The 18628-nt window shown below is 57.7% G+C and carries 21 protein-coding genes and 1 pseudogene; 10 read left to right on the top strand and 12 right to left on the bottom strand.

Features of this window, described 5'->3' with window-relative positions; all coding sequences use genetic code 11:
• Positions 1-14 precede the first annotated feature (14 nt).
• Entirely contained in the window at positions 15-1166 is a 1152-nt protein-coding gene (locus tag J2X76_RS31050) for a beta-glucosidase (protein WP_310221729.1), read from the top strand.
• The gene (locus J2X76_RS31055) at positions 1153-2952 is read left to right on the top strand and encodes an ABC transporter ATP-binding protein (protein WP_310221730.1); all 1800 of its coding nucleotides are present in this window, start codon (positions 1153-1155) and stop codon (positions 2950-2952) included. The genes J2X76_RS31050 and J2X76_RS31055 overlap by 14 nt, the downstream gene beginning before the upstream one ends.
• A 457-nt stretch (positions 2953-3409) precedes the next feature.
• Here the strand turns inward: J2X76_RS31055 and J2X76_RS31060 are convergent, their stop codons facing one another.
• From J2X76_RS31060 to J2X76_RS31085, 6 genes are all read right to left on the bottom strand, one after another.
• Entirely contained in the window at positions 3410-3898 is a 489-nt protein-coding gene (locus tag J2X76_RS31060; RefSeq protein ID WP_310221732.1) for a DUF4142 domain-containing protein, read from the bottom strand.
• An 86-nt stretch (positions 3899-3984) separates the two neighbouring features.
• Entirely contained in the window at positions 3985-4764 is a 780-nt protein-coding gene (locus J2X76_RS31065; RefSeq protein ID WP_310221734.1) for an SIR2 family protein, read from the bottom strand.
• A gap of 156 nt (positions 4765-4920) precedes the next feature.
• Positions 4921-5742, bottom strand: coding sequence for a cyanophycinase (locus J2X76_RS31070; RefSeq protein ID WP_310221736.1), 822 nt, complete (start codon positions 5740-5742; stop codon positions 4921-4923).
• A complete protein-coding gene (locus J2X76_RS31075) occupies positions 5735-6694 on the bottom strand; it encodes an isoaspartyl peptidase/L-asparaginase family protein (RefSeq protein WP_310221738.1) in 960 nt (319 codons plus the stop codon). Before J2X76_RS31075 ends, J2X76_RS31070 begins: the two co-directional genes overlap by 8 nt.
• Positions 6607-9384: a cyanophycin synthetase gene (cphA, locus tag J2X76_RS31080; protein WP_310221740.1), complete on the bottom strand. Its 2778-nt coding sequence runs from the start codon at positions 9382-9384 to the stop codon at positions 6607-6609. Before cphA ends, J2X76_RS31075 begins: the two co-directional genes overlap by 88 nt.
• Positions 9385-9449: 65 nt before the next feature.
• A complete protein-coding gene (locus J2X76_RS31085) occupies positions 9450-9704 on the bottom strand; it encodes a DUF982 domain-containing protein (RefSeq protein WP_310221742.1) in 255 nt (84 codons plus the stop codon).
• Between the two features lie 162 nt (positions 9705-9866).
• Between J2X76_RS31085 and J2X76_RS31090 the strand changes: the two genes are divergently transcribed.
• Positions 9867-10379, top strand: coding sequence for a ferritin-like domain-containing protein (locus tag J2X76_RS31090; protein WP_310221744.1), 513 nt, complete (start codon positions 9867-9869; stop codon positions 10377-10379).
• Between the two features lie 37 nt (positions 10380-10416).
• Here J2X76_RS31090 and J2X76_RS31095 read toward each other — a convergent pair whose 3' ends face one another.
• The 3 genes from J2X76_RS31095 to J2X76_RS31105 form a co-directional block, all read right to left on the bottom strand.
• Positions 10417-10833 (bottom strand): hypothetical protein, encoded by a 417-nt coding sequence (locus J2X76_RS31095; protein WP_310221746.1) that lies wholly within the window; start codon positions 10831-10833, stop codon positions 10417-10419.
• A 30-nt stretch (positions 10834-10863) separates the two neighbouring features.
• Entirely contained in the window at positions 10864-11118 is a 255-nt protein-coding gene (locus J2X76_RS31100; RefSeq protein WP_310221748.1) for a DUF982 domain-containing protein, read from the bottom strand.
• 74 nt (positions 11119-11192) lie between these two features.
• Positions 11193-11468, bottom strand: coding sequence for a hypothetical protein (locus J2X76_RS31105; protein ID WP_310221750.1), 276 nt, complete (start codon positions 11466-11468; stop codon positions 11193-11195).
• Positions 11469-12174: 706 nt separating this feature from the next.
• On the opposite strand from J2X76_RS31105, the gene J2X76_RS31110 reads away from it, so the two are divergent.
• From J2X76_RS31110 to J2X76_RS31130, 5 genes are all read left to right on the top strand, one after another.
• Entirely contained in the window at positions 12175-13002 is an 828-nt protein-coding gene (locus J2X76_RS31110; protein ID WP_310221752.1) for a manganese catalase family protein, read from the top strand.
• A 64-nt stretch (positions 13003-13066) separates the two neighbouring features.
• Entirely contained in the window at positions 13067-13228 is a 162-nt protein-coding gene (locus J2X76_RS31115) for a hypothetical protein (protein ID WP_310221754.1), read from the top strand.
• A 57-nt stretch (positions 13229-13285) separates the two neighbouring features.
• A complete protein-coding gene (locus J2X76_RS31120) occupies positions 13286-13888 on the top strand; it encodes an NADH-quinone oxidoreductase subunit C (protein ID WP_310221756.1) in 603 nt (200 codons plus the stop codon).
• Between the two features lie 13 nt (positions 13889-13901).
• Positions 13902-15092 (top strand): NADH-quinone oxidoreductase subunit D, encoded by a 1191-nt coding sequence (locus J2X76_RS31125; RefSeq protein WP_310221768.1) that lies wholly within the window; start codon positions 13902-13904, stop codon positions 15090-15092.
• 452 nt (positions 15093-15544) lie between these two features.
• Complete coding sequence (locus J2X76_RS31130; protein ID WP_310221770.1) at positions 15545-15937, top strand: response regulator; 393 nt, start codon at positions 15545-15547, stop codon at positions 15935-15937.
• Here J2X76_RS31130 and J2X76_RS31135 read toward each other — a convergent pair.
• Entirely contained in the window at positions 15934-16440 is a 507-nt protein-coding gene (locus J2X76_RS31135; protein WP_310221758.1) for a sigma-70 family RNA polymerase sigma factor, read from the bottom strand. The genes J2X76_RS31130 and J2X76_RS31135 overlap by 4 nt on opposite strands.
• A gap of 139 nt (positions 16441-16579) precedes the next feature.
• Positions 16580-17314 (bottom strand): Crp/Fnr family transcriptional regulator, encoded by a 735-nt coding sequence (locus tag J2X76_RS31140; RefSeq protein WP_310221760.1) that lies wholly within the window; start codon positions 17312-17314, stop codon positions 16580-16582.
• A gap of 141 nt (positions 17315-17455) precedes the next feature.
• Here J2X76_RS31140 and J2X76_RS31145 point away from each other — a divergent pair, with 141 nt between their 5' ends.
• Positions 17456-17716, top strand: coding sequence for a DUF6894 family protein (locus J2X76_RS31145; protein WP_310221762.1), 261 nt, complete (start codon positions 17456-17458; stop codon positions 17714-17716).
• 270 nt (positions 17717-17986) lie between these two features.
• Here J2X76_RS31145 and J2X76_RS31150 read toward each other — a convergent pair whose 3' ends face one another.
• Positions 17987-18208: a hypothetical protein gene (locus J2X76_RS31150; protein ID WP_310221764.1), complete on the bottom strand. Its 222-nt coding sequence runs from the start codon at positions 18206-18208 to the stop codon at positions 17987-17989.
• A 134-nt stretch (positions 18209-18342) separates the two neighbouring features.
• Here J2X76_RS31150 and J2X76_RS31155 point away from each other — a divergent pair.
• Positions 18343-18628: pseudogene (locus J2X76_RS31155) on the top strand (APC family permease); the annotation flags it as partial.

Raw genomic sequence — 18628 nt, forward strand, 5'->3', positions numbered from 1 at the left:
GCCGGGAGCGACCAATGTTCAAGAGCTTCTTGCTGGGAGGGTTTGAGTGTTCCGCCCATAAACGAAAGGATGGGCGGCGCGTGGATATGCTGGCCGCAACCCGGCACGACGAGCTTGCCGAGCGCGATTACCGGCAGCTTCAAGGGCTCGGAATCATGAGCGTGCGCGATGGCCTGCGCTGGCATTTGATCGAGCGCCGCCCACATCGCTACGACTGGTCGAGTTCGCTACCGATGATCCAGGCGGCTGCCCAGACCGGGACAGAAGTGATCTGGGATCTCTGCCACTATGGCTGGCCCAACGGGCTCGACATCTGGTCACCGTCTTTTGTCGAGCGGTTCGCCAACTTCTCGCGCGCCGCCGCTGAGGTCATCGCTGCAGAAACGTCCGGCCGGCGGTTCTACTGCCCTATCAACGAAATCTCCTTCTGGGCATGGGGCGGCGGGCAGGTGGGCTACATGAACCCTTGCGCCGTCGAACGGGGCGCCGAGCTGAAGCGCCAGCTCGTCCGGGCCTTCATTGCCGCATCTGAAACCATTCGTGAAGTTGATCCGGATGCCTGCATCATCGTTGCCGAGCCATCAGTGAACATTACGACAGGTTCAGAGGCTATCAACGATATCGCCGAGGCGGAGAAGCACCGGCTCTATCAGTTCGAAGCAGTGGACATGCTCCTCGGTAAACAGGCGCCAGAACTCGGCGGCCATCCGCGTGTCATCGATGTCATCGGAATGAATTTCTATCCGACCAACCAGTGGTACCATTTCGGTCCGGGCATTCCCTTCGGACACCACCATTTCAAAGCTTTTGCCGACATGATCGTCGAGACGCATGAGCGGTTTGATCTGCCCGTATTCGTAGCCGAGACCGGGGCCGAAGCATCTTCGCGCCCTGGCTGGCTGCACTACATCTCCACCCAGGTAGAAGAGGCGATGCACAGGGGTACCCCGGTCAGAGGAATCTGCCTCTACCCGGTAACTGCTTATCCCGGCTGGGACAACGATCGTATCTGCGAGACGGGCGTAATCGGCATGGCGGGTTTCGGCGGAGATCGTCCAGTCTATGAGCCGCTTGCAGCAGAAATCCGCCGCGAGAGCTTGCGTTTCAATGGGCGATCCTCTCCCCACCTTTCGATTGTCGACGGACCAACCCATGCTTTTTCGTAAAGAGATCTTGCATACGGACGAGAATGAGGCACCCTCCTTCGTACGTGGTCCCGAAATTTTCATTTGGCACTATGTGAAAAGCTGGGCTGCCAACTTCATCGCACTTCTCCTGCTCGTTTCCAGCGCCGCGGCCTGTAGCGTAGGGGTGCAGTATGTGATGAAGATACTTGTGGATGCCATGGCCGGCCCCCGCAACGGGACCGATGCCTGGTGGGCACTCGGTTTCTTTATAGGCCTCATCGCGGCGGAAAGCGTTTTGTGGCGGCTAAGCGGGTGGCTCGGCTGCCGTACGACGGTTGGGGTCGGCGTTTCAATTCGTCTCGACCTCTTCCATTATCTGAGCGGACAGTCGATCCGCTATTTCGCCGATAATCTAGCCGGTTCGCTTGGCCATCGGATAACCTCCGTGGCCGGTCATTTCGGCGGCCTCACCAATACCGTAGCCTGGCGCATCCTGCCGATCTACGTCGACTTTATCGGCGCGCTAATTGTCTTCTGGACGGTGGACTGGAAGATGATGGTCGCACTTGCCTTCGCCGTGATCCTGATCATGGCAGGCCTTATCGTTTTCGGCGAGAGGGGCCGCCCGCTGCACCGCGATTTCGCGGCGAAAGCGAACGAAGTGGCGGGCGACTTGGTCGATGTCATCTCCAACATGTGGTCCGTCAAAGCCTTTTCCGCGCGGCGACGAGAGTGGTTACGCCTAAAAACCAAATTCGAGGCTGAGGCACGGATTCAGAAGAAGAGCTGGATGTACACGGAGAAAGCTCGCGTCATTCATGACATCGCCCTTTGGATCATGGCTGGCGCGATGCTGGTCTGGGCATTGATGCTGTGGAGCCGTTCGGAAATCTCTCCTGGCGAGGTCGTAGTGGTCAGCGCGCTAACCTTTCGGATCCTTCACGGCTCACGCGATATGGCGATGTCTCTCGTGGACATGGTGCAGCAGTTCGGTTTCATTGCTGACACGCTGGCGGTAATTGGCCAGCGCCAGACCGTCGTTGATCATCCGGGCGCCCCGGTCGTGACGGCGACGAAAGGAGCGTTGAGCTTGGAGAATGTCTCCTTTTCCTACCGCAGCGGCACCCACGCGCTGAATGACATCAGCCTCGAAATTCCCGCAGGACAGAAGGTCGGCATCGTCGGACCATCAGGCGCCGGGAAATCGACGTTCGTACACCTTCTACAACGGCTCTACGACCTCGAAGCCGGACAGATCCTGATCGACGGCCACGCGATCGACGAGATCACCCAGGACAGCCTGAGGCGCTCGCTCGCTGTCGTACCGCAGGAGATCAGCCTCTTCCACCGCAGCGTCATGGATAATATAAGGTTCGGCCGGCCAGAGGCGAGTGACGAGGACGTTTATGCGGCCGCTCGGGCAGCACATTGCGATACATTTATCAGGTTTCTGAGCGACGGCTATGATACGCTCGTTGGTGAGCGCGGAGTCAAACTGTCCGGCGGCCAGCGCCAGCGCATAGGTATTGCCCGCGCCTTCCTGAAGGAAGCACCTATCATTGTACTCGACGAAGCGACATCAGCTCTCGATTCGGAAAGCGAACTAGCCATCCAACGCTCGTTGGTGGAGATCATGCGGGACAAGACCGTTTTGGCGGTTGCTCACCGCCTCTCGACGGTTGCTAGTTTCGACCGAATCATCGTGATCGACAATGGCCGCATCATCGAAGATGGATCGCCCCGGGAACTGCGTGAACGTGGCGGCGCCTTCGAGCGGATGTGGCGCCTGCAGTCGGAAGGATTGGCGCTCGAAGATGCTAGCTGATGAAGATCACCAACCGGAATAGACGGCTCAACAATCCGGTTGAGGTCGTCAACCGCCACAGCCTATTGCGCATTAGGTTTCTCTTCGGGCGGACAACCACTGGAGTTCATGCTTCTAAGCATCCGAACGCCTCTCGGAGTTAGTCCGTGGGACTAAGCTCCCATGACAATGACGGCGACAGCAACGACACCGTACAGGACAAAGGCTGTCAACGCCAACCAAGCGATGACCTTGACAGCACGGCGTCGCACAACCGGACGTTCGGGGTCTCCGACCCCGGCTTGGGACCGCTCTGAAGGGGCCGCTGGGCGACCGAATTTGTTGTAGCTAGTCACTCTGTCTCCTTCCGCGAGCAAATCCCGCACGTCTTGTGGATCTCCGGCCGCGATGAGCTACGTGCCGCGTTCACTGGAACCGGTCGGACGCGCAGATGATGCACACCGACCGGCGAGACTGTTCAGCTCAACATGCTTTTGATGGTGTTCAGCATGACGAGGTGGCTTTCGATACCAGCGACCCCCACAAGCGAAGCGCCGCGTGCCATAGGGTCAGAACCACTGCGCGCATAACGCTTGTGGATGGAAAGCAGCTCTTCGTGGCCGGCGATCTGGCCGTTGATATACATGCGATCGAACTCTCGCCCTCGCATGCTTTGCAGGGTCGCGAGCAACGTCGCGTGCCGCTTGCTCAATCCGGCAGCACCCGGTCTGGACCCGAACGCTTTGGCGACAGCAGCCTGTTCAGCGATCTCAAGTTGCGCAAAGGTCTGAACCATGCGGTTACTGCTTCTTTGCAGTGCGAGCTTGCTGGTCGCAGTGGCGAAATCACCGCCCATCAAGGCGTGCATCTTGCCAGATTCTATCGCAGCCGATTGAGCGAAAGCAACGCTGGTGCCCGGTAGCAATGCTGCAGCAGCTAAACTCGTTATGACACGTCTTCTATCCATGTTTTCTCCTGAATCCGCCCGTCGCGCGAACTGGCACGCTATGACGGAGTTCCAGGTCTGAACTGGCCTTTCAGTTTATTTCTAGGTTATTCTGACGGCGGCTGAGCTTGGTCCTCGGCGCGTAAAGGTTCACGGATTTCCTGCTCCAGTTTGGCAAGGAAGATCTTGAGAGCCGTACCGGGATCATTCTCGCCGTCGCCGATGACTTTGATGCCCCAGTGTGACAGAACCGCTTCTTGAATAGGGTTGGGATCCGTCGTGAACACATACAGTGGTGGTCGTTGATCGACCTCGCCTGCATCTACCCAAGTCCGCCAAAGCCGGTAAAGAAGCAGCCGGACGTTGGTATCGGACATGCTGTAGCCGATAAACAGGATTGTCCTGCTGAGTGCATCGGAGCGAAGTTTGACGTCGAGCGGCGAATTAAAGAACAGCCGCTCGAAGTGGTGGGATTCGCTCAACACCAGACTTGCTGGATCATCGAAATCACCATGAAACTTGACGATCTGGGTATGTCCCTCAGCAGCACTCACAACGTCGCTTGGTTTCGTAATCTTTACGTAGTTTTGGCCATGCACGTCAAACGCGACTTCCAGATTGCGGTCGTAGTTCGTCGTGTAGATGACCGGAAAGCCCAGCGCCACGATCAACCGGTGGATTTCCGAATTGCGGACCCTCTCCTGGTTCGGTTGTTCATCCGCCTCCAACCAACTACTCAGGCAGCGAATATCGCCGCCCCGGATCATGAAGTATTCGGCAACTGTCTGGTAGGTGACATCTGCACGAGCGAGGAGCGATCTATCCAAGCCGAAATGATCGACCATGCGCGTTATCAGCGAGTGCCAGGATGGAAGCCCCAGGTTCATAGATACACCTGCTCCTACGAACAGCAGGACTCGCTTTTCTCGAATTCCGCTTGCCAGGGCAGAGAAATCCCGGTCGCGGAAACTGTCGACGGATAGCGGGCTTAGCTCTATGGACACTGCAATCAGCCTGGTGAACGTTTCGGGTTGGGGGCGATGCTACTCTTTCCTGCGCTCAGGTCGCCTCGTTTCCAGATCAAAACGGTCACCGGAACTGAGAACGTGGAGCTTGAGGTCGTAGATGGAGAGCGCCTGATCGGCTGAGGCTTCGGCGATGTTGGAGTGGGTGACATCGCCAGCGTCTACCAGATACACAGCGCCCGCACCAATGACTTCGAACTGTGTGCCACGAACAACGATCGCGGTGTCCTCATCGATTCCAATTCCCAAAACGCGTGGATTTTGCGACACGGCCCCGATCAGGCGGCCGATCCGGCCCCGTTCGGCAAAGTGCTGATCAATGATGACATTCGGAAGCAGACCGAGACCAGGCGCCATGCTGAGATCGCCGATCCGGAATGAACTGGCGTTGGTGCCACGCACCAGCATGGTCTCGCTCATGGCGGACGCCCCCGCCGACGTGCCGGCAATCACGCCGCCCCTGGCGAAAATCTCATGCACAAGTTGATTGATCGGCGTATCACCGATGAGGCTCGTGATGCGCAGTTGGTCGCCGCCGGAAAAGAAGACTGCATTGACCTCACGCAGATCAACCAGTTTTTCCTCCATCGTCGCCTGGTCGCGCTCATCGATGTAAAGTTCAGTAACTTTGGAAACCCCAAGTTCGGCGAAAGAGGCCTGGTACTTTTCCAGATAGCCGTCCGGCTCGTGCGACGCGACTGTCGCGAGAACGAGCCTCCCATCCTTCACGTGGCTCGCCACCTCCTTCAGGATAGCCTTTTCGCCCTCGTGATCTTCGTGACCGCCGATGATGATCAGCGTGCCGTGTCCGTTGCCGCTAGTTTTCCGTGCGTTAGCCATTCAGTTCTTCCGCACGTGTCAGGAATACCTTCGGCGAAGTCTGCCTGCTGCTGGCATAACCGACCGCGAAGTTATCGCTATTGTGTGCCCAGCCGAACTTGCCGTCTGGCGTCAGCAGAATGCCGCCCGCCTCCCCACCGATGAGTTCCAGATGCGCGAGTGCCGCCTCGACCGACTGCGTCGGCGAGAGATCGCCGGCAGCCTGCATGACACGCGCCGCGAGCGTCATCCTGGCGATCTGTTCGCCATCGCCCGAAAATACCACGCCGCCGATGTTATCATCGCAATAGAAGCCACACCCGGGTTGCGGCGAGTCTCCAACGCGACCGGGATGGGTTCCTTCGAGACCGCCTGTCGATACGGCGACTGCAAGCCGGCCGTGCTCGTCGAGGGCGACACAACCCACCGTATCGTGCTGCGATTCCTCATCGCCCGTCCCTCGCTTTTCCGGCACTATCAAATCGTCAGGATCGCATATTGCGACTCCGACTTCGCGGGCGAATGCCCTTGCGCCGTCGCCCGCAATAAGCACTGGCTGTTCGAACAGCATCGCTCTCGCCGCTGATATGGGATTGCAAATTCCCTTCGCCGCTGCCACGGCACCAACGTTGAATTTCTCACCCTCCATCATTGCCGCGCAACATTCCACGTCGCCGTCGGCATTGCGCGCACTGCCGTAACCGGCGTTGAAGGTCGGATCGTCCTCGAGAACACGGACTGCGGCCTCCGCGGCATCGATGCTGCTGCCACCGCTCTTCAGGATCGCGATGCCGGCGCCCAGCGCTTTCTGGCACCCGAGGCGATTGGCAAGCGCTTCGTCCTTGCTGATCGTCTTTGCGCCGCCGTGGAGAATGATGGCCCACATCAAACTGTTCTCATCTCGATCGAGGAAGGGGGAAGCTGTGATAGCGGCGGGATCGACACAGCCGGCGTTGCCGAAACCTGACGCCATACGCTGCCGATATCGTCAGCAGTGACAACTACAAGTACATTGTTCCGGGCGTGGTCCACGGCACGAGCGACTGCTTCGGTTTCAGAAAGAACGATTTCGACGTCAGTCGGCGATAATCCAGCCCGCATGGCTCCCTGACGCAGGAGTGCCGCAGCCTCGCCGGGCGAGCGACCTCGCAGCTCGTCGTCTTCCTTAAGAATGAGCTTATCGAAAATGCCCGCTGCAACCTCGCCCATCTCGATGATATCCTGGTCGCGCCGGTCTCCTGCGATGCCGATGACGCCGATGGTCGTTAGGAAGCCCGGCCTCATCTTGTTCACCAGCGTGCCGAGCGCGCGGAGGCCGGAAGCATTATGCGCGTAGTCAACAATGATGCGTGAGCCGCCGCGTTCGACGATATTGAGCCGCCCCGCCGATTGCTCGTAGGACGTGCCAAAAGTTCCCAGTGCGGCGCGGATGACCGGTAATGGGATGTTGTTGCAATATGCCATGGCCGCTGCTGCAAGCGCATTCTCAACGTTAAAGCCTGCCATGCCGTTGAGCGTCGCGGGAATATCCTCAACGTTCGAGACAAACAAGGTCCCGCCACCGTCGTAAATCAGGATCTCGGATCGTTCGGCTTCCAGATCACAACACAGCGCCCTGCCGCCAGCGGTGACATGCTCTTTCAGAAAGTCCGGCCACTTGCCTTGCCGCCTAGTCGTAAAGAAACAGGTTTGCCCCCCCGCTTCCCTGCGCATCGCCGCCGCGTAATCGTTATCGGCATTCAGGACGCTCCAGCCCTTTCGATGAACTGCTTCCACCACGACCGCTTTGACGCAGGCAAGATCTTCGAGCGTTTCGATACCCTTCAACCCGAGGTGATCGCTGGTCACATTCGTCACACAGCCGATGTCGCAAGTGTCGAAAGCCAGTCCTTCACGAAGAAGTCCGCCCCGCGCAGTCTCCAGGACGGCGGCGTCGATACCAGGTTCGCCAAGGACGAGACGCGCGCTCTTCGGACCCGTGCAATCGCCGTCCATGACGCGCTTCCCATCGATAAAGACGCCGGAGCTCGAGGTCATTCCAACCTTCAGCCCGCTCGCCGAGAGGATGTGCGCGAGCATCCGAGCCGTCGTGGTCTTGCCGTTGGTTCCTGTGACAGCGAAAACGGGAATACGGCTTGGGGCGTTGGAGGGGTAAAGGAGGTCCATAACCGGTGCGGCCACGTTACGTGGCACGCCTTCCGACGGACACAGATGCATGCGGAAGCCCGGCCCGGCATTGACCTCAATGACGCCACCGCCCACCTCGAAGACGGATCTGGTGATATCCGGCGTGACGAAATCAATACCAGCGATATCAAGTCCAACGATCTGCGCCGCGCGGCAGGCGACAAGCGCATTATCCGGATGAACGATGTCCGTGCAATCGACGGCTTTACCGCCCGTCGAGAGATTTGCAGTTGGGCGAAGCAATACCTGCTCGCCCATTGCAGGTATGGTCAGAAGCGTCCGCCCTGCCGATTTAAGAAAGTGGAGCAGGCAGTCATCAATGGCGATTTTCGTCAGAGCCACCTCATGGCCTTCCCCTCGCCGTGGATCCCGGTTTTCCTGCATGATCAGCTGCTCGATGGTCGACATCCCGTCCCCTGTCACGCAAGCTGGAACGCGCTTTGCCGCGGCAACCAGCTTGCCGCCAATGACGAGAAGGCGGTGATCTACACCTTCGAACTGCTGCTCGACCAGCACCTGACCGCTGTGCGCTTGTGCCTGGCTGAACCCCCATCGAACGTCTTCCGGACGCGAGAGCCCGATATTGACGCCGCGCCCGTGATTTCCGTCGATCGGTTTAGTGACCACCGGGAAGCCAAGCTTGCGTGCCGCTTCGATAGCGGCCTCCTGGTCCGTGACAAGCACGCCGCGGGGAGAGGGAAGCCCGGCTTCCAGCAAAAGGTGATTGGTTAGTTCCTTGTCTCCGGCAATTTCAGTCGCGATCTCCGAGGTCAGGGAACTGCAGCTCGCCCTTATGCGCTTGACGTACTTGCCAGAACCGAATTGCACGAGGCTGCTGGCGTCCATCCGCCGCCACGGGATGCCGCGCTTTTCAGCCTCATTAACGATTGAAACGGTTGTCGGGCCGAAGGCATGCTTGATCTGTAGTTCTCGAAGGTGATGGAGTGCGGTCGAAAAATCAAATGCGTCGAGTGGCGAAGTTGTGATCTTGTCGAGCCATTCAAGGCCGCGGAGATAGGTTGGAAGCAGACTGTCGACAACCTCGAGTGCGAGGCGGCCCGCCGCCAGGCCGACCGCCTCATCCTTATATTCGAACATGACGTTGTAGACGCCGGTCTGGCGAGGGACGGAGCGCGTCTTGCCTCTGGCGACATCAGCGCCGACCATGTTCTGGAGCTCAATCGCAACGTGCTCCACGACATGCCCAAGCCACGTGCCTTCCTCCATGCGGCGCAGGAAGCCGCCGCGTTCCCCGTAGCTGCAACCATGTCTTTCAAGCCCGGGAAGCATGTGCAGGAGCTTTTCAGGGAAACCCAAAAGCAATGACGTCGGATACTGCTCAAGTTCTCCAAGATCCACCTGGAGACGGACCATCTTCGTCCGGCTGTAAAGGTGCGGACCGCGGTAAACCGCTACTTCCACTACGCGCATCCCGGCCATCATCGGACCGGCGACGCCTAATCGGCAAAATTCCATGGCTGTTTCCTCGCCTTTCCCGCTAACGCCTCTGCCGTCGAGTTTTCGATGTGACGATCCTGGCCTCATGCATCGAGATCAGCTTGCCGGGCAGCGTCGATAAATGACCGTCGAGCCGCATCACAGGTCGTTTCCTTACGCAACGCCTGAATACAAAGACGCTTAGCGCTCTCGAAAGCTCCATCGGACAGTGCCGGGCGACGATAGGTGAGAAAGTCCAGAGCCTGGCGAGGGCCGCGGACGGCTTGAGGTATTCCCGCCGAAGTCTTCACCCAGACTGGTTCTCGCCAGCGCACGTCAAAGCTGGTTTCAATTACCATTGACATTTTGTTCTCCCATGTTGGGCGAGACGAACAGGGACCGGCACAAGAAGTTTCACATCCGTACGATTGCGGACACGAGATCACGAAATCACAGGGGTTCCCCGCTGGAACTATCTCGACCGCGCACAGTTCGAGCACCTCCAACACAAGGAGAAGACGATGCCAGACGCACAGCACGAAGCCCTGATCATCACCGGCCTGAAGAATGCCCATGCTATGGAGAACCAGGCGCTTTCGATCATGCGCCCCCAGGTCGCTCGTATTGAACATTATCCGGAGGTTGCTCGCAGACTCGAGCAGCATATTTCGGAAACTGAAGGGCAGATCGCCCGGCTGGACGAACTGCTTAACCAGTTCGGCGCCGACAGCTCAACTCTCAAGGACGTTGCCCTCTCCCTTTCCGGCGGCATGGCCGCGATGGGGCATACGATGGCTGGTGACGAGATCCTCAAGAACTCATTTGCAAATTTCGCTTTCGAACATTTCGAAATCGCCGCCTACAAGTCGTTGCTGATCCTTTCCGAACTCGGTGGGCATGGAAGCGCAACGTCTGTGCTTCTGGAGAACCTGAAGGAGGAGGAGGCAATGGCGCAGTGGCTCGACGAAAACCTGGCCGCGGTTACAACTCGATTTGCCAGCCTCAAGGAGGAAGGACGGACCGCCAAAGTTTGAGGCCCTCTGTCCCCGGCTCTGGAACCGGGGGCGGCATCTAGGTCGACCGCAAATGGGAAATTCTGCCGCCCTTGACGAGCGGGGATATCTTCTCAATCAACGATCCCGGAATGGTGATCGTCGCCCCGAACTGCCCGGAGAGATCCAGGGTGACGGTCATGCCTTTCTCGATGGCATCTGCAACTTTGATCAAGTTCGGCTCGACGCCGACGACATCACCTGCGTATTCCGAGATCTCGGACGGTTCGCTAAACCCTTGATCCATGGCAACTGCCAGGCAGAGCAGCAGAGCCGCATCCTTTCCTGTCACCGCACGCTGTGGAAGAATGAAGGGAGTATCCAGGACTTCGCCAGCTTCCCCGCTGGAGAACATGAGTTCCGCGCTTAGCAGGAAGGTACTATGGTGAAAGCCTAACTCGTCGGCAAGCAAACCGCAAAACTGCCCGAACTTCACGATGTCCACCTCCTTCAACACGCGGAACGACTACGTGTCGCCGATAACAGGAATGTCGGCTTCTCGCGCGGCCGCGAGGAAAGCCAGTCGAGCCTGTTCGGGATCCGCGTTGTCTCTCAGTGCCGCGTTGCACATCTGCAGTGCGACGTCATAACCACGTCCGCTAAGCCGCGGCCATTCATTGCGCAGCACCCGCTCCGCCTCTTTGGCGCTTGAAACCACCCTATAGTGGCCGCGTCCGTACATCTCGAGAGACACCGGACAGTTCCAGACAAGTCTATCCATTTCTCGCTCCGTCGTTCTCACACGTCGTGCGAACTTTCTGTGGTGCCAGTCGAGGCAGCACAGCACCACATCGATCACCCACTCTGCTTAGAGGAATGGAAGGATTCGGCCACGGTCGCGGCCCGGCCGTCCTGGTTTTGGCCTTCGACCATCTCATCAGGGAGGAGGTCTTCATCCACCAGACGATGCAGAAAAGCTTTGGCTTGCTGCACGGCGTTGGTGCGGTTGACATGGTCCGCTCCCGCGGTAAACCTCACCGCGACCACGCTTCCGGCTGCGTCCACAAACTCGACCGTGTATCCTCCCGTGCCGCTTCCTTCAGCGATAAGCTGTACGCCGACGATCTTCATAACGAATTCTCCACGTGCGGTACGACCCGACGGCATGGTTGGTCCGAACCCTTCCGATCAATCGGAAAACTTCGGAACCCTTAGTTACTGCCGTTGTTCGGGCGCGCCTTGTTCCCTTTCCGCTGAACAGGCGACGTCGTTTTCGCGTCGTGTGCCTGTACAAACTTAGTGCCACCCAGGTGGCCACCTGCACTCGTATTGCCGACCTGCCGCACGGCTCGCTTCAGGACCTCATCGATATCACGCTTGGACATCTTCACCTCTTCTCAATCAAATGTCGTTCTAGAAGCCTGGAACGAGCGCAATAGTGGACGTGGCCGCACTACATCCAGCCAAAACGACGAGAGTGGTCAACGTGGCAATTTTCACGTTTCTTTCCAAAGGAGCGGGTGAAGTGCCGAGATTTTTGGAGGGGCTTCATCACGAGGAGTGACATCCCGACACCTCGTTGCTCCAAACCAGCCGGGGATCATTAAGTTCATGCGTCCCGCGGCTTGTACGGTCGCGGACATTCAGAAGACCTCTTGACTTGCTGAACGCACTCGCTCAGCCGTTCCGTTGCCTTCGTCACCGCTGAAATGAGCGTTCGGCGCTACGGATGAGCATGCCCGCGACCGCGGTACGAACGAATAAAAGTCTGATCCTCATGAAACTTCGGCGAGGTTCGGCTGTTCGCGCGGCTCCACCCAGCAAGAAGGAGAGCTTCATGTTCTATACCGACGGCAAATTGCAGTACCCGGTTCGCGTCGAGACGCCCGATCCGCTGTTCGCAAGGGCGCTTCAGCAGGCGATCGGCGGCGTAGAAGGTGAAATCCGGGTCGCCATGCAATATTTCTTCCAGGCCTGCGGTGCCCGTGGAAATCCGAAATTCCGCGATCTCCTGATGAACACTGCGGCAGAAGAGCTCGGCCATATCGAAATGCTGGCGACCGCTGTCGCCATGAACCTTGAAGGCGCCCCCCTCAAGCTCAAGGAGGAAATCGCAGCCGATTCGGTCGGCGGCGCCGTGCTCGGCGGCATCAACCTGAAGAACCTGCTCTCGGCGGGCTTGTCCGCCATGCCGGTCGATTCCGACGGCGTTCCGTTCGACATGTCGCATATCTATGCAAGTGGCAACATCGCCGCCGACATGACAGCCAATGTCACGGCCGAATCCACCGGTCGGGTACTTGCGGTGCGGCTTTACAACATGACGAGCGATCCCGGCATGAAGGATATGCTTTCCTTCCTGATTGCCCGCGACACGATGCACCAGAACCAGTGGCTGGCAGCGCTCGAGGAACTCGGTGGCGCGGCCGGCGCCTTCCCGATCCCCAACAGCTTTCCACAGGAAGAGGAGAAGCAGGAATTCTCCTATGCCTTCCTCGGCTTCCAGGCGGACGGCAGCGATCCTGTCGCCGGCCGTTGGTCTGAAGGTCGTTCTTCTGACGGCAAAGGCGAATTTAAAGCCATGCCAATGACGGAGGCGCTGGGGCCGAAGCCGGTGCTCGGTGCCGCGAAGCCCGGTGGCGGCGCTCAGGTCGAGCAGATGTAAGCAACGACTTGCCGCTGCACATAGCTTGCGGCGGCAACTCCATTCAAGGTGTCGGAGGAAAGATATGAGTAGACGGACGCTTGTCGCTGCGGTCGCGGGCTTCATTATCGTCCTGACCATTGTGATCGCCGTCGTCGATCAGGCCATGATGAGTGCCGAAGGAGACCATCCGCCACCGGCGGTCCGCGATCCTCGTAACCCGGCGGCTCCGGCTCCATCACAATAGGGACGTTCGGATTCGAATCGCAGGCTGATTTGTCGATCTCCTGTCACCGGAGTACTCATGGACGACCTTTCGGAATTTGCAAAACAGCTAGAAGCCAGCTGCTCCCACCTTTATGTGTCCGCCGAGATATCGTTAGGCGAGCTGACGGTGACGACCGGTCGCGAGCATATCGTCGCGCTGCTTTTTCATCTGCGTGACGATGTTCAATTCAAATTTGTCTGCCTGCTCGACATATGCGGCGTTGACTGGCCGGAACGGCCTGAGCGTTTCGAGGTGGTCTACCACCTGCTCTCGCCGAGCTTGAACCAACGCATCCGCCTCAAGCTGAGCACCGATGAGCAGGGCCCCGTCCCCTCAGCCTGCGCTGTCTATCCCGCGGCGGACTGGTACGAGCGCGAGGCATGGGACATGTATGGCATCTTGTTCGAAGGGCACCCGGATCTTCGTCGGCTTCTGACGGATTATGGCTTCGAGGGGCACCCGCTGCGCAAGGACTTCCCCCTTACCGGATATGTCGAGGTTCGTTACGACGACAACCAAAAGCGCGTGATCTACGAGCCGGTCGAGCTACGGCAGGAATATCGTCATTTCGACTTCCTTTCGCCGTGGGAGGGCACAGATTATGTCCTTCCTGGTGATGAGAAGACGACTGGCAAGTGACAGAGAGGATGTGATGCCAGAACACAGTGTGAGGAACTTCAATATCAATTTCGGTCCGCAGCATCCGGCAGCTCACGGCGTACTCAGGCTCGTGCTCGAACTGGATGGTGAGATCGTCGAGCGCGTCGACCCCCATATCGGATTGCTACACCGGGGCACCGAAAAGCTGATCGAGGCGAAAACATATCTTCAGGCTCTGCCCTATTTCGACCGGTTGGACTACGTGGCGCCCATGTGTCAGGAGCATGGTTACTGTCTCGCGATCGAGAAGTTGCTGCAGTTGCAGGTCCCGATCAGAGGACAGTTGATCCGGGTCCTTTATGCCGAGATCAGTCGCATCCTGTCTCATCTATTGAATGTCACGACGCAGGCGATGGATGTCGGGGCGCTGACCCCACCGCTCTGGGGATTTGAAGAGCGCGAGAACTTGATGGTTTTCTACGAGCGCGCCTCCGGTTCGCGTATGCATGCCGCCTATTTTCGTCCAGGTGGTGTCCATCAGGATCTTCCGCCCGAACTGATCGAAGACATTGGACGGTGGTGCGACACCTTCCCGAAGACACTTGATGACATCGGCGGACTTTTGACCGAGAACCGTATCTTTAAGCAGCGCAACGTCGACGTCGGCGTGATCTCTCTTCAAGACGCCTGGGCCTGGGGTTTCTCCGGCGTTCTGGTGCGTGGTTCGGGTGCCGCCTGGGATCTGCGTCGTTCTCAGCCATACGAATGCTATTCCGACATGGAGTTCGACATCCCGATCGGCAAGAACGGAGATTGTTACGACCGCTACCTCATCCGCATGATCGAGATGCGGGAATCGGTTCGCATCATGAAGCAGTGCGTGGAGCGGCTTTTATCAACAGAAAAAACTGGCGCGGTTTCGTCGGCGAACGGCAAGGTCGCTCCACCGAAGCGCGGCGAGATGAAGCGTTCCATGGAGGCGCTTATCCACCACTTCAAGCTCTATACGGAAGGTTTCCACATTCCCAGGGGCGAGGCCTATGCAGCCGTTGAAGCACCCAAAGGAGAGTTCGGCGTCTATTTAGTCGCCGACGGGACCAATAGTCCATACCGCTGTAAGATACGAGCACCGGGATTCACGCACTTGCAGGCCATGGACTACATGTGCCGTGGGCACCAATTGGCGGATGTCTCGGCAATCCTGGGATCGCTTGACATCGTCTTTGGTGAAGTCGATCGCTGAGCTGGCCAAGACTCATCGGCCAGAAAACGCAGTTCGATAAAGTTCGAGGATTGTCGATGATGCAAGGCGTTCTTGAGGGTCAATCCGTTCTCCTCTTAGAAGACGAATACCTCATAGCTTCAATGATTGCCCTCGCACTCGAGAATGCCGGTGCCAGGGTTTTCGGACCCGTGTCTGACTTACAAAGGGCGATGGAAACCGCATCCAATACGTCGTTGACCTTGAACTCAGCGATCCTCGATATCAACCTTAGCGATGGCGTGGTTTTTCCGGTCGCGGATATCATGCTGGAACGAAACGTACCTGTCGTGTTCGTCACTGGCTATGATCAACAAGCCGTGCCGACGCGGTATGGGAGCCTTCCGTTTCTTTCGAAACCGTGCGACGAGCGCAAGCTGATTGACACACTTGCTGCCATTAATGCGGCCGCCTCAGTGCCGAAACGATCCGCTGTGAAGGCCGCAGGTTACACCCAACTCTTTCGTGGAAAACACATCCTCATCGTTGAGGACGAGTATTTCCTCGCAGATGAGACCCGCCGGAAGCTGGAACTCGTGGGAGCGGTCGTGGTGGGACCTACCGCGACCGTGGAAGGCGCCTTGAAGCTCGTGAACACTTCCCGTATAGATGCAGCCATCCTCGACGTTCATCTCGGCGATGATTTTGTATTTCCCGTGGCTGATGAGCTTGAAAGACGCGACATCCCGTTCGTCTTCGCAACAGGATATGACCCGGCCTTTATACCAGCCGCATATACAGGCTTTGCGTTGTGCGAGAAACCAACCGAACTCGACAAGATCGCCGCTGCTCTCTTCACGTCAAACCGGGATAGCGGCCTGCATTAGGAGCCCTCCGCGTCGAGCACTTTTGCAAGATGAAGGCGCGCGCGGTTAACGCGGCTTTTCATGGTTCCGACCGGGCACCGGCAGTAATGGGCGGCTTCCTCGTAACTCACGCCTTGTATAAAAATTAGCTCCAACGCCGTACGGTAGCGAGCCGGCAGATTGACAAGCGCCTCCTGGAGCTCTCGCCCCCGTACATTCCACTCCTGAGTGGGCTGCGTAACGCCTCGAGTTGCGCAGTCATCCGCCAGACCAACCGTCTCTCGCTTGGACAGGCCAAATTTCGTGCAGAAGCTGTTTCTTAAAATCGTGAAGAGCCACGAGCGGAGCTGCGTGCCGCGGCGAAACTTATCCGAATTTGCGATTGCTTTTGTGAGCGTCTCCTGCACGAGATCATCAAGATCAGCGGGTGCAGAGTGAAACCGTCTCGCGAAGTTCCTTATTGCCGGGATGTGTTCGAGAAGCTCCGCTTCTGTGAAGCCTGTCTCAGGGTCGTCGTTGCGCATACCGTCCTCCTTGCACACCGATCGAACATCCACCCCAAGAGTCTGTTCCTCTCACGGCGACCAATGTACGGTTGCGTACGGTAGAACTTTCCCCACTGACATTGAGAAAGGCCTCAGTGCGAGGTGGGCCATAGAGTGTTCAGATCCTCATTTGGTTTGGCCATCGGGTCGAGATCAGACGCTGATATTCGGCTTCGGGTACTCCATAGGCGTCCCCAGCCATCGTCTGGAGCTTCTCTCTCTGCCTGATCGTGATCAGGCTTCGACTTGCCTTGATCAGTTTCTCGCCCTCGAGAACATGAAGGGTATCGGTAACGCTGGGACGGCGTACGCCTAGCATCAGAGCTAGGAAACCATGGGTGAGCGGCAGATCGCCATCAAGCCTGTCATGCGACATCAGTAACCATCTCGCGAGACGCTGCTCGACTTTGTAGCGTCCGTTTGCGAGAGCCGTAGCAGCAATCTGAGCCATGAACACATGCGCGTAGCGCAAAAGCAGTCCCGCAAGTTGAGGGTTCTGGACCATGATCCGCTGCAAATCCCGCACGTGGATACGCAATGCGGATCCGCCCACCTGCATGAAGCTCTGATGTGGGGAGGCGCGAACTCCCAGTATCGCAGGAACTCCTGACATTCCTTCTCGTCCGGCACAGCCCACTTCAATCTGGCTGCCATCTGCGTTCACGGCGATTTCCGATGAAAGTCCGGAGTTGAAGAAGTAAACGTGCTCAATCTCCTGCGATGGCTGAAACAGAACATCATTCTGCCTCAACTCGATTTCTTCCACCGAGGGGATCAGTACGGCTTGATCTTGATCTGAAAGCAAGCTCAGCAGGATGTTGTTGGTTTTTAAGATGCCTCGCGTTCCGGTCATACACTCCACTCCGACGTTTGGGTTTTCGATACGACAGAGGGCTACCGCTGATCAGGCCCTTCACTGGTTGCCCGGGCACGTCGCCAAAGTAACCTTTGTACGGTCATCGACCGAAACTCTTTTCAAGCTGCCGAGTTCGATTTGACGCAAGAGAAGGGTTTGCGCATGCCGTTGTATTACTTTCATATTCGCGAAAACGGCCTCTTGAGAGAGGATCCCGAAGGAGCGGAATTTGCGACACTCGACCAGGCTACTGAGGAGGCGATGCGCTCCGCACGAGAAATTTTGGCGGAGAAAGTAAGCCAAGGCAGGGTTGTCGATGGCCAGGTCTTCGAGATCACGGATGAGGAAGGTACGGTGAGGGCGACGATCCCATTTAAAAGCGTTCTTCGGCTGGAATAACCCTCATCCCATCTTCTCCTTCCGTGAAGTTCCTGCCCAGTCTGAATGATGATGATGGCGTGGCGGAGATGACAGCGGCCTAATACCGATCGATTGAGAGGCCCGCTAACGGCACAGATGAACAAAAGTTGCGACACCAGCCGCAAAAACTGGAGGCCAACCCGTCGCGGGCGGCGCCGCGGCAAGTACACGCATGCGAAGATCAATGGAGATGGTTTTCGACATCTTGATACCCATTTGCCCAATGGCTGCTTATCTCCGTGCGGCTTCCTACTCGACCAAGCTGATCTTCGCTTTTTCGTGAAGCTCAAATACGTCTCGCAATGCATCGGCGAGCACGTCGATCTCATCTGCCTCAGCCAAACTGCTGCCGACGCCGTCGACCACACGGAGTTCGGTCGCAGCATTTCGGGCATCGACATAAAGCTGGCGCGCCTCGTTCTGCCTCCTGTGCTCGTAACCTGCAATGAGTTCCTGAAGTTTTTCGCGCATGTTCTCATCATCAAAATGGGATTGATGACGCTAACAAACGCTAAGACGACGAGTTCCCGGATGTCGACCTGATCTTAGGAACCATTGGCGTTCGATGTTGTTCGGCACCTCCGCAACAGGATGGATGAACGCCTTTGAACCTTGCAACACTCCTATTCGGCCGCAAGCTCGCCAATCGCGAGCATGAAGATAAAAAACTTGGCTGGGTAGAAGCCGTCCCTGCGATGGGACTGGACGGACTGGGCTCGTCTTCTTACGGCCCAGAAGCCGCGCTGACGATTCTTATACCCTTAGGCGGGCTCGGGTTGGTCTATCTCGGACCGATCATGGGCTGCATCATTGCCCTGCTGGCAATTTTGTACTTCTCTTATCGCCAAACACTTGCTGCCTACCCGACCAGTGGGGGCGCTTATGCGGTCG

The organism is Neorhizobium sp. 2083, assembly GCF_031455615.1.
Lineage (GTDB): Bacteria > Pseudomonadota > Alphaproteobacteria > Rhizobiales > Rhizobiaceae > Neorhizobium.

Bases quoted from the DNA above. Each gene is read 5' to 3' on its own strand.
- J2X76_RS31050 (WP_310221729.1), top strand. From the start codon at position 15: ATGTTCAAGAGCTTCTTGCTGGGAGGGTTTGAGTGTTCCGCCCATAAA.
- J2X76_RS31055 (WP_310221730.1), top strand. From the start codon at position 1,153: ATGCTTTTTCGTAAAGAGATCTTGCATACGGACGAGAATGAGGCACCC.
- J2X76_RS31060 (WP_310221732.1), bottom strand. From the start codon at position 3,898: ATGGATAGAAGACGTGTCATAACGAGTTTAGCTGCTGCAGCATTGCTA.
- J2X76_RS31065 (WP_310221734.1), bottom strand. From the start codon at position 4,764: ATGAACCTGGGGCTTCCATCCTGGCACTCGCTGATAACGCGCATGGTC.
- J2X76_RS31070 (WP_310221736.1), bottom strand. From the start codon at position 5,742: ATGGCTAACGCACGGAAAACTAGCGGCAACGGACACGGCACGCTGATC.
- J2X76_RS31075 (WP_310221738.1), bottom strand. From the start codon at position 6,694: ATGGCGTCAGGTTTCGGCAACGCCGGCTGTGTCGATCCCGCCGCTATC.
- cphA (WP_310221740.1), bottom strand. From the start codon at position 9,384: ATGGAATTTTGCCGATTAGGCGTCGCCGGTCCGATGATGGCCGGGATG.
- J2X76_RS31085 (WP_310221742.1), bottom strand. From the start codon at position 9,704: ATGGTAATTGAAACCAGCTTTGACGTGCGCTGGCGAGAACCAGTCTGG.
- J2X76_RS31090 (WP_310221744.1), top strand. From the start codon at position 9,867: ATGCCAGACGCACAGCACGAAGCCCTGATCATCACCGGCCTGAAGAAT.
- J2X76_RS31100 (WP_310221748.1), bottom strand. From the start codon at position 11,118: ATGGATAGACTTGTCTGGAACTGTCCGGTGTCTCTCGAGATGTACGGA.
- J2X76_RS31105 (WP_310221750.1), bottom strand. From the start codon at position 11,468: ATGAAGATCGTCGGCGTACAGCTTATCGCTGAAGGAAGCGGCACGGGA.
- J2X76_RS31110 (WP_310221752.1), top strand. From the start codon at position 12,175: ATGTTCTATACCGACGGCAAATTGCAGTACCCGGTTCGCGTCGAGACG.
- J2X76_RS31115 (WP_310221754.1), top strand. From the start codon at position 13,067: ATGAGTAGACGGACGCTTGTCGCTGCGGTCGCGGGCTTCATTATCGTC.
- J2X76_RS31120 (WP_310221756.1), top strand. From the start codon at position 13,286: ATGGACGACCTTTCGGAATTTGCAAAACAGCTAGAAGCCAGCTGCTCC.
- J2X76_RS31125 (WP_310221768.1), top strand. From the start codon at position 13,902: ATGCCAGAACACAGTGTGAGGAACTTCAATATCAATTTCGGTCCGCAG.
- J2X76_RS31135 (WP_310221758.1), bottom strand. From the start codon at position 16,440: ATGCGCAACGACGACCCTGAGACAGGCTTCACAGAAGCGGAGCTTCTC.
- J2X76_RS31140 (WP_310221760.1), bottom strand. From the start codon at position 17,314: ATGACCGGAACGCGAGGCATCTTAAAAACCAACAACATCCTGCTGAGC.
- J2X76_RS31150 (WP_310221764.1), bottom strand. From the start codon at position 18,208: ATGCGCGAAAAACTTCAGGAACTCATTGCAGGTTACGAGCACAGGAGG.